The following is a 15,135-nucleotide window of genomic DNA, read 5'->3' as shown; positions in this document are numbered from 1 at the left end:
CGATAACACCACCACTTTCTTCCATCTTCTTCCCATCAAAAAGTTGCTATCTTATTGTATCCACAAACGAAAAAAGAGATGCCTCATAAAGAGACATCATCTTTTCTATACTTGCGGTTCAGATTCTACTTTCTCAACCTTCTTCTTGTTTTTCCCCTTTTTCAAACGACGGTTTTCAAGCATTAACCAAATTTGAGAGGCAACGAAAACAGAAGAGTACGTACCTACAACTAGTCCAACAAGTAACGCAAACGAGAAGTTACGTAGTGACTCACTACCGAAGATAAGCAGTGCAATTACTGGGAATAACACTGTTAATACGGTGTTAATCGAACGACCAAGCGTTTGGCGAATACTTGCATTTACGATTTCTTCTAGATCTTTTATATCGCGCACTCGTTTTTTCTGTTTGTATAATTCACGGTTTCTATCAAATGTAACAATCGAGTCATTAATAGAATAACCGATGATTGTTAGTACTGCGGCAATAAACGTTAAGTCTACCTCTAGTTGGAAAATACTAAACATAACAATCATAACGAATGCGTCATGTAATAATGCAAGTACTGCAGATAACGCATACGTAAAGCGGAAACGAATACTTACGTATAAAATGATAACCGCAGAAGCAATTAATACTGCGATAAATGCATTTCGTGCAATTTCTTTACCGATTGTCGGTGAAACTGTACTTACGTTTGGATCTGTACCATATTTATCGTGGAAGAATGTTTTTGTTTTCGCAATTTCATCTTTTGATAAAACACCTAATGTACGAACTGCGAAACCTTTATTGTCATCTCCAGTCGGTACAATATTTTCTTCCTTCACATCAATGTTCAATTCTTTAAAATCTTTATGAACATCAGACACAGTAACGGCTTGTTTTGATTGCAAGTCGATACGTGTACCACTCGCAAAGTCAATACCAAGGTTCAATTTGAAAATTGGTAAGATAATTGCTCCTGCAATTACAACTACAATCGAGAAAATAAGGAATTTATGACCGATATTTACGAAATTAATACGATCAAATCTCGTTGGCGGATGTACTACACCTTTTGTTAATGGAATAATATCCTTTTGTTTCACACCAAAATATCCTGGTTTTTTATCAAAGTAACGGCTCTTTACAAGTAGACCTAGTAAGAAACGAGTACCGAATACGTTCGTAATGAAACCGACTAAAATACTTACGATTAAACTTGTTGCGAATCCTTTTACAGAGCTATTACCATAAACGAATAACACACCAGCTGCTGCAAGAGTCGTAACGTTTGCATCTAAAATTGTTGCTAATGAACGATGGTTACCAGCACGGAATGCCGACATCATTGACTTACCAATTTTCAGCTCTTCTTTCAGTCTCTCGTACGTAATAATATTCGCATCAACTGCGATACCTACTCCGAGCACTAACGCTGCAATACCTGGCAACGTAAGAACTGCATGCATCCAGTTAAAGACAAGTAATGTAACGAAAATGTATAAACCTAACATAATAACCGCTACAAGTCCTGGTAAACGGTAGAATACAAGCATAAATAAGAAGATAAGAGCGATACCAATCGCACTAGCGAAAATCGTTTGCTCTAACGCTTGTTGACCAAATTTCGCTCCAACAGATGTTGAATACATTTCTTTTAAATCAACAGGAAGTGCACCTGCATTTAATAAAGATGAAAGTTGTTTCGCACTTTCAACTGTGAAGTTTCCACCTACAATAGATACCTCAGCTTGGTTAAATACTTGGCTTACTGTTGCCGCTGATAAGAACTTCGGATTCGGTTTTGCAGATTCTGCTTTATACGAATCTTTTCCTTCTTCAAAGTCCAGCCAAATTACCATTAAATTCGTTGGTGGTGGCATTTTTGAAATCTTTTCAGTTACTGCACGGAATTTTTCAGCGCTTTTCAGTGTAAGACCTACGCTCGCACGGCCTTGCTCATCAAATGTTTGCTTCGCTCCGCCGCCTTTTAAATCCGTTCCATCCATAAGAAGGTTATCATCCACATCACGGAATGTTAATTTCGCTTGTGTTGATAACATTTCACGTGCTTTTTGCTGATCTTGTACACCAGCAAGCTGTACACGAATTCGATCTTGCCCTTCGATTTGAATGTTCGGCTCACTTACACCGAGAACATTGACACGATTTTCAAGAGCACCTACTGTACTTACAAGTACGTCTCGATCGATTTTATCACCTTTTTTGGCTGGTTTTACTTCATACAGAATTTCAAAACCACCGCGAAGGTCTAGTCCTAGACTAATTCCTTTTGCTATGTCTTTTCCTGCCGCACCAATTACTCCACCGATTAATAAGACGATGAGGAAAAAGGCGGCAATTCTCGTACCACGCTTTGCCATATGTACCCTCTTTCTGCTACTAACACTTTCAATAAATCTTTTACGATTCACTGCTATACGTGTGCATACGCCTAGTTAGTAGACTTCCTTTCTATAATTTTTGCTAGCTCATCACTAGCTGTATAGGTAAGCTTTTACACTCCCTACACTTTCATCATTTATTTTCCTCTTCACTACCTCCTTTATATATAATCTTAGACACAATTATTTCCTCTTTATCAATACATATCATTATACTGCAAAAGGAAGAACAAACCAATTGCAGTCGGTTATTTATTTTCATACTCATCAAATGACCAAAGTGGCGCTTGGTAAGCTTCAACAGTTAAATATGTCATATATTCATTAGTACTTACTGTTAATACGTCATTAACTAATTCATACAATCTAACATCGCTGTCTATCTTCTTCCACTTTTTCACTTTAAGAAACTTCCAAATGTCATCATCTGTCACTCGGTCGTAACCGAACATTTGAAACTCTTCTACTTTACTTTCTAAAACGACTTGTAACTGTCCGCGGTATGATTCTACCAAAGCCTCTCTATCTAACATCTATAACATCTCCTTCTTATTTCAGCACGAAAAAGTCGCTTTAATCCCGCTCTAATGGACAGCAATAACTACTTTCAAGAGCACTATCACACTTCACTCTCTTAAATGCTTGTCATTCTTGTCTCGTACGTGCATATAAATTATTGTAAATCATTCCATTGATTTTGAGAAGGTAGGAGAAGAACATGACGAGACAAAGCTTTTTAAAAGGCGCATTTATTTTAATGATAGCCGGCTTTATTACAAAAATACTCGGCTTTATCAACCGCATAGTAATGGCACGTATTTTAGGAGAAGAAGGCGTTGGTCTTTATATGATGGCCGTTCCTACATTCATTTTAGCAATTACATTGACACAAATTGGTCTTCCTGTCGCCATCGCAAAATTTGTAGCAGAAGCGGAAGCTGTGAACGATAAACAAAGAGTTAAAAAAATATTAACCGTATCACTAGCTGTTACATCCGTTATTAGTATCATTTTAACAATCGGAATTATGTTCCTCACACCTATTTTAGCAAAAACATTATTAACCGACGAAAGAACGTACTATCCATTAATGGCCATTTTGCCTGTTGTTCCCGTTATTGCTGTTTCTTCTGTTTTGCGTGGTTACTTTCAAGGGAAACAAAACATGAAACCTAGCGCTTATGCGCAAGTTCTAGAACAAGTCGTCCGCATTACCATTATCGCTATATGCATTCAATTATTTTTACCTTACGGCATAGAATATGCTGCAGCCGGCGCTATGTTATCAGCTGTTCTCGGTGAAGTTGCATCCTTATTATTTTTACTCACGTTATTTCAGCGAGAAAAACATTTATCAATACGCTCTGGATTTTTTACTACTGTAAAGGAAAGCAAAGGGACATTTTATTCTCTGATGGATATTGCCCTTCCAACTACAGGAAGTCGTTTAATCGGCTCCGTTTCATATTTTTTTGAACCTATTGTCGTTATGCAAAGCTTAGCAATCGCTGGTGTCGCTGCTTCTGTTGCAACCCAGCAATACGGTATATTAAACGGTTATGCATTCCCGCTCCTATCACTACCCGCCTTTATTACATACGCTCTCTCTACAGCGCTCGTTCCTTCTATTAGTGAAGCAATGGCAAAAAGACAACATAAATTAGTAGAGCACCGTTTACAACAAGCACTTCGAATTTCATTAATTACCGGCGGATGGTCTGTCGTTATATTATACGTATTCGCTTCTCCTGTTTTAACTCTTATGTATGGATCAGACAGCGCAACAGCATTCATTCAACTTCTTGCGCCTTGCTTTTTATTTCATTATTTCCAAAGTCCACTTACCTCTGTTTTGCAAGCTTTAAACTTAGCAAGAGCCGCCATGATGAATACATTTATTGGTGCCATCGTGAAATTAATCGTTATTTTTGTACTAGCATCAAGGCCAGAGTTTCAAATGATGGGGGTTGCACTTGCTATTGCTGCAAATATTGTAACAGTAACATTTCTTCACTACGCTACTGTTTTAAAAAAGATTACATTTACCATTTACGCAAAAGACTATATTTTCGGCGGACTTGCCATCGGTATCGCAGGCGCCTTCGGTTTTTATCTTCATAAATATATTATTTTCTCTCATTCCCTTGGCATACAAACATTATGGGAAATCACTTTAACAACAATTGTTTATATCGTACTTCTCTTCACTTTCAAACTCATTCGAAAAGAAGAGTTAAGTCGTCTCCCTATCATTCGTAAGCTTTCATTTTTGAAATAAGGTGAAACGTTAATCAGTGGGGTAATCTCCACTGATTATTAGTTATACTAATCATTCTTACTCTTCCAAAGGATAAGTCTCTAATTTTCTTTTACATCAACAAAAAATTGTCCATTTTGAAAACTACAGTATAAAATTTGTGTTATATCGTTATAACCTAAGTTTTTTAATTTCTCAATAAGCCATTCATCTGTATGCTCAATCATTTGTAAATGACTAGATTGAATTTCTCCATCAATAATAAGAGGAAGCGTAAACTGCAATGTATCTTGTTTATTTTTTTGTTTTTGAAAGACAGATAACTTCCCAGACGGTTCCAAAATAGCATATTCTACATCCCGAATATCTCCAACTCCTTGTTCCCTTAATTGCATCATTAAATCATCAATATTATATCGTTGGTTTCTCATCTTTTTTTCATCAATCTTTCCCGCATTAATAATAATTGCTGGTTCACCTTCTATTAAATGCCGAAATCGTTGAAACTTTAATGAAATGACTGACAAAATGATTTGTATGCACATAAGAAAAGTCATCGGAACTAATTGATGCCAAAGTGATTTATCGGTATTTTCAATTGCTACTACAGCCATTTCTCCAAGCATAATAAATACGACTAAATCTAATACACTTAGCTCTCCTATCTCACGTTTACCCATAAGACGAAAAATAATTAAGATGATGATATACAAAAGCATTGTCCGTCCAATTACCGATATCCATTCCATTTCTACATCTCCTTTTTTACGTATAGACTCCCCTATAAAAAAGAAACTAGTCTAACTTGAGCAAAAGGAAAATATGCTTGTATTAAAAAGGGGGAATGCATAAATGGATGGAACGAAAAAATTATCAACTGCAATTGGCTTCGGTATTGTTACGCTACTAATTCTCGCATCTATTACTAGTATGATTATGGCTCTTTTATTAAAGTTTACGAATATAAATGAAGGGACATTAACCGTTACTATTTTTATACTCGCTCTTTTATCTATGCTTATGTCTGGATTTACTGCCGGCAAAAAGGCTCAAGGAAAAGGTTGGCTAGTAGGTTTCACAACAGGGCTCACGTTCACTATACTCGTCTTTCTAGTTAACTATTTAGGCTTTTCTCAAACCTTATCGAACTCACAATTACTATATCAATTAGCATTAATGGGGGCGAGTACACTCGGTGGTATTTTCGGTGTAAATATGTCAAAGCAAAGTAACTAAAAAAGGCCCTGCACATTTCATGCAGGGCCTTCCACATTAGTTTTTCACAACTTCACGAATCGCATTGCGATCGAAAGTTAAGTGTGAACCACCAGATTTAATAACGATTTTTGTCTCATCTACTGATTCGATTGTACCGTGTAAACCACCGATTGTTACGATAGCATCACCTTTTGCTAACTCACTTTGCATTTGAGCAACTGCTTTTTGACGTTTTTGTTGCGGGCGAATTAATAAGAAATAGAAAATCGCAAACATCGCAACGATCATAACGATATTCATCATACCTGCATTCATCTTTTGTTCCTCCTTTTAAATTATGTATTAGAAGTTTTTAGCATTCGGTTTATTAAAGCCATACTGTTCAAAGAACTCTTCGCGGAAATCGCCAAGACGGTCTTCACGAATAGCTTGTCTCACCTGCTCCATTAAGTTTAACAGAAAATGAAGGTTGTGATAAGACGTTAAACGAATTCCGAACGTTTCATCACATTTCATTAAGTGACGAATGTACGCACGTGAGTAGTTTTTACATGTGTAGCAATCACAGTTTGGATCAAGCGGACCGAAGTCTCTTGCGAATTTCGCATTTTTTACAACGAGTCGACCTTCACTTGTCATACATGTACCATTTCGAGCGATACGAGTTGGAAGTACACAGTCAAACATATCAATACCACGAATTGCGCCATCGATTAACGAGTCAGGAGAACCTACACCCATTAAGTAACGAGGCTTATTATCTGGAAGAAGTGGTGTTGTAAACTCAAGAACACGGTTCATAATATCTTTCGGTTCACCAACAGATAAACCACCTACAGCGTAACCAGGGAAGTCCATTGAAACAAGATCTTTCGCACTTTGACGACGAAGCTCTTCGTACTCCCCGCCCTGTACAATACCGAATAAACCTTGATCTTGCGGACGTTCATGCGCTTTTAAGCAACGTTCTGCCCAGCGGCTCGTACGCTCTACAGATTTCTTCATATATTCAAAAGTAGCTGGGAATGGTGGACACTCATCAAATGCCATCATAATATCTGAACCTAATGCATTTTGGATTTCCATCGCTTTTTCTGGTGATAAGAATAATTTATCTCCATTTAAGTGATTACGGAAGTGAACGCCTTCCTCTTCAATACGACGGAAGTCACTTAAACTGAATACTTGGAAACCACCAGAGTCTGTTAAGATTGCACGATCCCAGTTCATAAATTTATGCAAGCCGCCTGCTTCACGAATAATTTCATGACCTGGACGTAGCCATAAATGATACGTATTACTTAAAATAATGCCAGAATCCATTGCTTTTAATTCTTCTGGTGACATTGTCTTAACTGTTGCAAGTGTACCAACTGGCATAAATGTTGGTGTATCAAATGAACCGTGCGGCGTATGCACACGACCTAAACGGGCACCCGTTTGTTTACATGTCTTAATAAATTCATAACGAATTGCTGTCATAACTTACTCCTTTTATTTGTTTCTCATTTTAGCGTGAGATGCAACGAACATTGCATCACCGAAGCTAAAGAAACGATATTTTTCTTTTACTGCTTCATTATAAGCATGAAGTACATTATCTCTATTTGCAAATGCACTTACAAGCATAATTAATGTTGATTTCGGTAAATGGAAGTTTGTAATTAAACCATCAATTGCTTTAAATTCATATCCCGGATACATGAAAATATCTGTCCATCCAGAAGCGGCGCAGAGCTTACCGTCATGATCTGTTGCAATTGTTTCTAACGTACGAGTTGATGTCGTACCTACAGTAATAATACGTCCACCATTCTCTTTCACACGATTTAATAATGCCGCTGTCTCTTCAGACATATGATAATATTCTGCGTGCATATGGTGTTCTTCAATCGTGTCTGCAGAAACTGGTCTAAATGTTCCAAGTCCTACGTGAAGTGTAATGAATGCTAACTGAACGCCTTTTTGCTTTAACTTCTCAAGTAACTCTTCTGTAAAGTGAAGTCCCGCAGTCGGCGCTGCTGCTGAACCGATTTCTTTCGCATATACTGTTTGATAGCGATCGCGATCTTCCAGCGTCTCTTTAATATATGGAGGAAGCGGCATTTCCCCAAGTTCATCTAAAATTTCATAGAAGATGCCATCATATGAAAATTCAAGCTGGCGTCCACCTTGATCTGCAGTTCCTGTGCAAGTTGCTTTTAATTTCCCTTCGCCAAAAGAGATAACAGTTCCTTCTTTTACACGTTTCGCTGGCTTTACAAGCGTTTCCCACTTATCACCTTCTTCTTGTTTTAAAAGAAGTACTTCAATGTGCGCGCCTGTATCTTCTTTCACACCGTGCAAACGAGCAGGCATAACTTTCGTTTCATTTAAAACTAAGCAATCCCCCTCATGTAAGTAAGAAAGAATGTCCGTAAAATGTTTATGCTCAATATCACCTGTTTCACGGTCTAACACCATTAATCTTGATGTTTCACGATCTTCTAACGGGACTTGTGCAATAAGTTCTTCTGGTAAATGAAAATCAAACAGATTTATATCCATAGCTATATCCACCTATTTCTTATTTAAATCGATTTATTATATACATAATAAAAGATAGTACAATACTTAACACAATACATGTAATGATAGGAAAATAAAAGGTAACGTTTCCTTTTTTCACAAAAATATCGCCTGGAAGCCTGCCAATGAACTTCCAAGCTAATCCAACAACGATGAGTAAGATTCCCGCTGTAATAAGCATTTTGGGCATCTCCATCATACTTTTGGCATCTCCATTCCGAAATGCCCATACGCAAGCGGCGTTACAATTCGGCCCCTTGGCGTTCGTTGTAAAAAGCCAATTTGTAATAAATACGGCTCATACACATCTTCAATCGTATGAGATTCTTCTCCAATTGTTGCTGAAACCGTTTCTAATCCAACTGGACCACCACGGAATTTCTCAATAATACCAAGCAGTAATTTATGATCAATATGATCTAGACCTAATTTATCTACTTGCAGTAGCTCTAATGCCATTTGCGTAATTTCCATCGTAACCGTTCCGTTACCACGAACTTGCGCGAAATCACGTACACGTCTTAAAAGACGATTCGCAATACGAGGTGTACCACGAGCACGTCTTGCAATTTCTAATGCAGCTAACGAATCGATTTCAACTTCAAATACTTCTGCTGTACGTTCAACAATCGCAGAAAGCTGATCTACTGTGTAGTACTCTAACCTTGAAAGTACACCGAAGCGGTCACGAAGCGGTGCCGATAATGCTCCAGCACGTGTTGTTGCTCCAACTAATGTAAATGGCGGTAAATCTAGGCGTACAGAACGTGCTGAAGGCCCTTTTCCAATTACGATATCAAGGCAAAAGTCTTCCATCGCAGGATACAATACTTCTTCAATTGATCTATGCAAACGATGAATTTCATCAATAAATAATACATCCCCTGGCTGAAGCGCTGTTAATACAGCAGCTAAATCTCCTGGTCTTTCAATTGCGGGACCTGAAGTTGTTCTAACATTAACGCCCATCTCATTGGCAATAATATTCGCAAGCGTCGTTTTACCAAGACCTGGTGGTCCATATAAAAGCACGTGATCTAACGTTTCTTCACGCATTTTCGCCGCTTCAATAAATACTTCTAAATTATGTTTTGCTTTATCTTGGCCAATATACTGACGGAGCGTCTGTGGCCGTAATGAATATTCTAAATCCGCATCTTCATATGCAGATTCCCCTGAAAGGAGACGTTCGTCCATTATACTCACCTCTTACCATTTAGTAAAAGACTAAGTGCCTTTTTAATATACTGATCCGTCGTTAATGATTCTTTTAATAACTCTGGTACAACACGAGAAACTTCGCGTTCTGCGTATCCAAGTGCGCGCAGAGCTTCCAGTGCCTCATCAAGCTCAGCTGATGAACCTTTCTTCTCATCAAAACGTTCTGTGTCTGAGAATAAATCAACAAATGCATCTGGTACGACATCTGCTAGTTTTCCTTTTAAATCTAAAATCATTTGGCGTGCTGTTTTCTTTCCGACGCCTGGGAATTTCACTAAAAACTTCTCATCTTCATGCTCAATCGCTTGAACGACCTGTCCTGTTTGACCAGAAGCTAAAATTGCAAGAGCTCCTTTTGGCCCAATGCCAGACACGCCTAACAACTTTGTAAATAATAAACGCTCTTCACGTGTTTTAAACCCGTAAAGTGCCATAATATCTTCTCTTACATAATGATATGTATAGACACGGATTTCTTGCTTACTTCTTTGAAATACATACGGATTCGGTGTGAAAATTTGATAACCAATTCCATTATGATCAATTACGACATATTCCGGCCCTACATACTCCACGTAACCTGTAACATATTCAAACAAAATACGATCTCTCCCTCTTAAATCATGTATTCCATTTTAACATATTTAATGATAGAAAAGCGAGACTACCCCAACAAATGTTCCCCACTTGAAACTTCTGTTATTTTCCATTGACAGAAAGGTTAAAGCACCTTAATATACAGAAGTCGATAATGATTATCAATACTAATTAAAGGGGGTTACATCAGGATGAAACGTAAGCTATTTATTTTATTTACTATTATGCTCGTTGTTCTTTCTATCGTTGGCTGTTCTTCTCAAAAAGAAGAATCGAAGGCAAAAGAACAACCGAAAACAAAAGTTGTAAAACATGCTAAAGGTGAAGCTACAATTCCAGTAAATCCAAAGAGAATTGTTGACTTATCTGGATCAACAGAAGAACTATTACTTCTTGGACACAAACCTGTTGGTACAGCAAATACATATAAAGATAAAATCCAAAATCACTTAACAGACAAGTTAGATGGAGTAAAAGCAGTAGGTTGGTACTGGGCACCTAAAGTTGATTTAGAAGCTGTTACTGCTTTAAAACCAGACTTAATTATTTTAAACAACCGTCAATTAAAAATTTATGATCAACTAGAAAAGGTTGCACCTACAGTTGTTCTAGAAACAAACTTAGAAGACTGGCGTGGTAAGTTTAAAGAAGTAGGTAAGCTATTTGACGAAGAGAAGAAAGCAGACAAATGGATTGCAGACTACGATAAGAAAGCAGACTCTTTATCTAAAAAAATTAAAGAGAAAACAAAAGATGAGAACTTTATGTTCGTTGCAGTTACACCACAAAACTTCCGTGTATACGGTAGCTTCGGATACGGTGACATCATCTTTAATGACTTAAAACTTCCAGCAACAAAAGGTACGGATTTAAAACAAACGATGGCGCAAGTATCACTAGAAGGTCTAGTTGCATTCCAGCCTGACCAAATGTTTATTGTAAACTTCGGCGGCGAAGCTGATAAAGTTTACGAAGACTACAAAAACAGTGCCGTTTGGAAAGACAATAAAGCAGTTAAAAATAATCACGTATATGAAGTATCAAATGAAGTCTTCAATACGAAAGCATTCAATCCAATCGGAAAAGATATGCTAATTGATGAAATCGCAAAAGAAATTTTAGCTAAAAACAAATAAGAAAAAAAAGCAGCTCACCATGAGCTGCTTTTTTTCTTACTTTGAACTGCGTATTGCTTCATTTTTTCAATCGTCTTCACAAAACCTTCTTTTGATTTAATACGAATGCCACGTTTCAATTTCGCACGTTCATAGCTCTCAAGCTTTTTCATATCAATTTGAAAGAAAGAATGGATCGCATTATCACTTTTCGGTACACCTTTGAAAATTTGTAATATCCCTTCCTCTGAAACACCAAAATACCCGCTCGTTTTCAATAACGGAGAAATATCATCAACTTTCTTTTGCAATACAATTTGTACATCATCACGATCAACGAGCTGCCATTCTTTATACTGCTGTAAAAACTTTTCTAAATCCGTCACTTTTTCTGTAAGTATTTCTTCGCTTACTTCGCCATCAACATACATACGCTCTAATAAAATTGTAACCTCAGGTTCTTTTTTCGTTACTTCTGGTACTGGCCCTTCCGCCTTCACATTCGTTTCATAAACGAAACAAAACATCATAACGAAAGCTTGCATCGCAATCAGTATCCATTTCATTTCCGTTCACCTCTTTTAGGCAAAATCAAACTTTCATTAGTAGTTTTTCCGGAAATGGGGGTTTTATCCACATTACATTTCTTTCGAAAAATAAAAAAATACAGATTAGGATTTACCTCATCTGTATGTATCATTTACTTTTATATAAAATGAAAGACGCCTGCAAAGCAGGCGTCTTGATGCGTTTACGGCGAGAGACCAGGCGACCACATTCGCGTGTTTAGCACTTAAGCATATCTCTCGTCTTACGTAAATTAGCTCATCGCTTTGCTAATATAACATTAATAAAGTATAAGTGCAACATGTTTATAAAAATATTTTATTTCCTCTGTTATCCAAATGAACAATATGTAAATTATAAATTGATAATTGCAACATATATGTTACAATTAATATAACAGCGAAATCATCATAAAACAGGAGATGGATATTATGAAAAAAATAAAGGATGAACGTCTCATTCTGCAAACATTAAAAAACGTGCGTATCGCCTTTCTTTTTCAGTCACTTGGTATAATTGGAATTTTAAGCTACATCGGATTCACTGAAGGAATGGATCAAATTACGAAATCTCCATTGTGGCTATTATTTATGTTTACAAGTATTTTACTTGCTTATTTACAGTTAAGTGTTTCAATCGATGTAGAAGAAGGCGAAAAGGAAATACAGTTAACTCCTTATTACAAACTTGTCTTCCACTCCCTTATTGTAGGAATCGTTACGGCTATTATTTATATTATTTTCAGTCCAGAAAGACCACTGTTTGAAGCTATTTTAACAGGTAGTATTCTTTTCATATGCTTTTTAGTTTCTTATTCCGTTAGTTATTTTATTAAAAAACGTCGCTTACAAGACAACGATGAATAAAGAGGAAGGGCTATCCCTTCCTCTTTTGTTTTGTTATCGCACTGTACCAGTTAAACCGTAACGAATGTCTCGGAACATATTCACTATGTCACGATTAAAATCGTTTGTAACTGTACCGTTACGTAGACGCGTACTCATTGCATCGACACGAGTAAACATATCATTTCTTACAGAAACATATACGTTTCTGTTTCCAACTTCATTTGAAACCGCTTGACGAATTTCGTTCGCCATCGCCGTTTCATTTGTCACTGTGTTACGTGGTTTTACCGCAATCGCTACATCGTTTCCATATACAACTGTAGACACACGGTCTACGTTATTCATACGTTTCACACGATTTGTTATTCTTTCAGCTGTTTTACCATCATTGTTAATGTATGAATTGTTCATTGTAATATTACGAGTTGGATGCGGATTAGCAATTTGTCCATTGTAATTTACATCTCGATAATAATTGTATCCTGTATCGTTACGACCATTTCTATATGTTACATAATCTGTATAACGATCATTACGTGTCACATTATCACGATACTGGTGTGTATCATTATAAGATGTACGCTCGTAATTGTAGTTACGTCCATCCATTGCATTGTTATCTTTCGGTGTACCACATGCAGCTAATGCACTGGTAACTAACAAAGAAGCAGCAATCACTTTTACTTTCGTATTCAATACAAAAACCCCCTCTGTTAGAATGAGCTTCTCTACTGAAAAGCTCCCTCTTATGATGAGTAACCGAGAAGGTTTTTACACTGTTAATATTTCACTAGGAATTTTCTAGCACTTCATAAAAAAACTTCATTTTCTTAATTAACAGGAATGCAAAAAAGGCGGGAATACTCCCGCCTTTTTAAACTTCTTCTTCGTCCTCTTCTTCTGAAACGGGCTCTCCAAATACATTCGGTGGATCTGGTTGATAATACATCGTTCCTGGCTGTGGTGCATATGCAGACTGAGTTGGTTGATAATATAAAGGATTCGCATATTGCGGACCGCCTGGTTGTGGACTATATAGTCTACTTTCTCCTCCGCATCCACAATCTTCCTCACCCTGCACAAGCGGTGGCATATTATTATCCATTGGCATCATATTCGGGTTTGGCATAGACGTATATTGCGGTCCAAACGGCGCTCCTTGCTGATATGGCATTTGATATGGATTTGGTTGTTGATAATACGGATTCGGCGGCATCATGGGCTGTTGATACGGCATTTGATAGGGCATCATATTGGGTGGTTGATTGTTATCCATGATTGGCATCATATTAGGCATTTGATTGTTATCCATAATTGGCATTATATTCGGCATTTGATTGTTATCCATAATTGGCATTATATTCGGCATTTGATTGTTATCCATAATCGGCATCATATTCAGCATTTGATTGTTATCCATGATTGGCATCATATTCGGCATTTGATTGTTATCCATGATTGGCATCATATTCGGCATTTGATTGTTATCCATGATCGGCATTATATTCGGCGGCTGGTTGTTATCCATAATTGGCATTATATTCGGTGGCTGGTTGTTATCCATAATTGGCATTATATTCGGTGGCTGGTTGTTATCCATGATTGGCATTTGAATATTTGGCATTTGAATATTTGGCGGTATGACTTGTGGAATAACTACATTTTCTTTCGATACATTTGGCGATACTATATTCCCTACATTCTCTTTCTTCACTTGTGGTGACACTATATTCCCTACATTTTCTTTCTTTACCTGAGGCGATACTATATTTCCTACATTTTCTTTCTTCACTTGTGGCGATATTATATTCCCTACATTTTCTTTCTTCACTTGCGGCGATACTATATTTCCTACATTTTCTTTCTTCACTTGCGGCGATACTATATTTCCTACATTTTCTTTCTTCACTTGCGGCGATACTATATTCCCTACATTTTCTTTCTTCACTTGCGGCGATACTATATTGTTTTTTTTCGTTTGCGGAGAAATGATATTGTTAGGTTTCATTTTACTAATTTGAGGAGCAATTAACTCGCTTCCTTTTTTTATTACATCTGAAATTTTATATTCTTTTTTCGGTTTTATTGGTGGTTGTGGCGGCTGCGGTAATACATTTACCGAAAACTTCGTGTTTTCTTTTTCCGCCGGTTTTTGTTTTTCTATCACAGGTGGTTTTTGAATAACAGACGGTTTTTCAACTGGTTTTTCTTTTTGAATTGGCTGTTCTTTTTGCACTTCTTTTTGCGGTTTCACCTGTACCTCTTTTTGCGGCTTTACCTGTATCTCCTTCTGTGGTTTCACCTGTACTTCTTTTTGCGGCTTTACCTGCATCTCCTTCTGCGGTTTTACTTG

The 15,135-nt window shown here is 37.1% G+C and carries 15 protein-coding genes; 4 read left to right on the top strand and 11 right to left on the bottom strand.

Annotated features, from left to right (window positions below):
• Positions 1-105: 105 nt before the first annotated feature.
• On the bottom strand, positions 106-2,370 hold the full coding sequence (secDF, locus tag ACTFRU_RS14175; protein ID WP_086389511.1) for a protein translocase subunit SecDF: 2,265 nt from the start codon (positions 2,368-2,370) through the stop codon (positions 106-108).
• Between the two features lie 269 nt (positions 2,371-2,639).
• Positions 2,640-2,924, bottom strand: coding sequence for a post-transcriptional regulator (locus tag ACTFRU_RS14170; protein ID WP_000886979.1), 285 nt, complete (start codon positions 2,922-2,924; stop codon positions 2,640-2,642).
• 185 nt (positions 2,925-3,109) lie between these two features.
• Between ACTFRU_RS14170 and spoVB the strand changes: the two genes are divergently transcribed.
• On the top strand, positions 3,110-4,669 hold the full coding sequence (gene spoVB / locus ACTFRU_RS14165) for a stage V sporulation protein B (protein ID WP_000198301.1): 1,560 nt from the start codon (positions 3,110-3,112) through the stop codon (positions 4,667-4,669).
• 80 nt (positions 4,670-4,749) lie between these two features.
• On the opposite strand, the gene ACTFRU_RS14160 is transcribed toward spoVB, so the two are convergent.
• Positions 4,750-5,397 (bottom strand): DUF421 domain-containing protein, encoded by a 648-nt coding sequence (locus ACTFRU_RS14160; protein ID WP_000454838.1) that lies wholly within the window; start codon positions 5,395-5,397, stop codon positions 4,750-4,752.
• A gap of 103 nt (positions 5,398-5,500) precedes the next feature.
• On the opposite strand from ACTFRU_RS14160, the gene ACTFRU_RS14155 reads away from it, so the two are divergent.
• Positions 5,501-5,884, top strand: coding sequence for a TIGR04086 family membrane protein (locus tag ACTFRU_RS14155; RefSeq protein ID WP_000349148.1), 384 nt, complete (start codon positions 5,501-5,503; stop codon positions 5,882-5,884).
• A 36-nt stretch (positions 5,885-5,920) separates the two neighbouring features.
• Here the strand turns inward: ACTFRU_RS14155 and yajC are convergent, their stop codons facing one another.
• Genes yajC through ruvA form a run of 6 tightly spaced genes read right to left on the bottom strand, consistent with a single transcriptional unit; the run spans position 5,921 to position 10,254 of the window.
• Positions 5,921-6,181 (bottom strand): preprotein translocase subunit YajC, encoded by a 261-nt coding sequence (yajC, locus tag ACTFRU_RS14150; RefSeq protein WP_000991115.1) that lies wholly within the window; start codon positions 6,179-6,181, stop codon positions 5,921-5,923.
• Between the two features lie 27 nt (positions 6,182-6,208).
• The gene (tgt, locus tag ACTFRU_RS14145; RefSeq protein WP_000125365.1) at positions 6,209-7,348 is read right to left on the bottom strand and encodes a tRNA guanosine(34) transglycosylase Tgt; all 1,140 of its coding nucleotides are present in this window, start codon (positions 7,346-7,348) and stop codon (positions 6,209-6,211) included.
• A gap of 12 nt (positions 7,349-7,360) precedes the next feature.
• Positions 7,361-8,413, bottom strand: coding sequence for a tRNA preQ1(34) S-adenosylmethionine ribosyltransferase-isomerase QueA (queA, locus tag ACTFRU_RS14140; protein WP_000354014.1), 1,053 nt, complete (start codon positions 8,411-8,413; stop codon positions 7,361-7,363).
• A 19-nt stretch (positions 8,414-8,432) separates the two neighbouring features.
• A complete protein-coding gene (locus ACTFRU_RS14135; RefSeq protein WP_000970410.1) occupies positions 8,433-8,633 on the bottom strand; it encodes a DUF2905 domain-containing protein in 201 nt (66 codons plus the stop codon).
• Positions 8,630-9,631, bottom strand: coding sequence for a Holliday junction branch migration DNA helicase RuvB (gene ruvB, locus ACTFRU_RS14130; protein WP_016123397.1), 1,002 nt, complete (start codon positions 9,629-9,631; stop codon positions 8,630-8,632). The genes ACTFRU_RS14135 and ruvB overlap by 4 nt, the downstream gene beginning before the upstream one ends.
• Before the next feature lie 5 nt (positions 9,632-9,636).
• Entirely contained in the window at positions 9,637-10,254 is a 618-nt protein-coding gene (gene ruvA / locus ACTFRU_RS14125) for a Holliday junction DNA helicase RuvA (protein WP_000464511.1), read from the bottom strand.
• Between the two features lie 189 nt (positions 10,255-10,443).
• On the opposite strand from ruvA, the gene ACTFRU_RS14120 reads away from it, so the two are divergent.
• Complete coding sequence (locus ACTFRU_RS14120) at positions 10,444-11,388, top strand: iron-hydroxamate ABC transporter substrate-binding protein (protein WP_000823606.1); 945 nt, start codon at positions 10,444-10,446, stop codon at positions 11,386-11,388.
• A 14-nt stretch (positions 11,389-11,402) separates the two neighbouring features.
• Here ACTFRU_RS14120 and ACTFRU_RS14115 read toward each other — a convergent pair whose 3' ends face one another.
• Complete coding sequence (locus tag ACTFRU_RS14115) at positions 11,403-11,933, bottom strand: BofC C-terminal domain-containing protein (protein ID WP_000871175.1); 531 nt, start codon at positions 11,931-11,933, stop codon at positions 11,403-11,405.
• Between the two features lie 432 nt (positions 11,934-12,365).
• On the opposite strand from ACTFRU_RS14115, the gene ACTFRU_RS14110 reads away from it, so the two are divergent.
• Complete coding sequence (locus ACTFRU_RS14110; protein ID WP_000721250.1) at positions 12,366-12,800, top strand: hypothetical protein; 435 nt, start codon at positions 12,366-12,368, stop codon at positions 12,798-12,800.
• 33 nt (positions 12,801-12,833) lie between these two features.
• Here ACTFRU_RS14110 and ACTFRU_RS14105 read toward each other — a convergent pair whose 3' ends face one another.
• Positions 12,834-13,478: a YhcN/YlaJ family sporulation lipoprotein gene (locus ACTFRU_RS14105; protein WP_001093537.1), complete on the bottom strand. Its 645-nt coding sequence runs from the start codon at positions 13,476-13,478 to the stop codon at positions 12,834-12,836.
• Positions 13,479-15,135: the final 1,657 nt, after the last annotated feature.

This window comes from Bacillus cereus group sp. MYBK220-1 (assembly GCF_051916445.1).
In the GTDB taxonomy this organism is placed as follows: domain Bacteria; phylum Bacillota; class Bacilli; order Bacillales; family Bacillaceae_G; genus Bacillus_A; species Bacillus_A cereus.
Note: the sequence above shows the minus strand (reverse complement) of the source record. Positions and strands in the feature narration are given on the sequence as shown.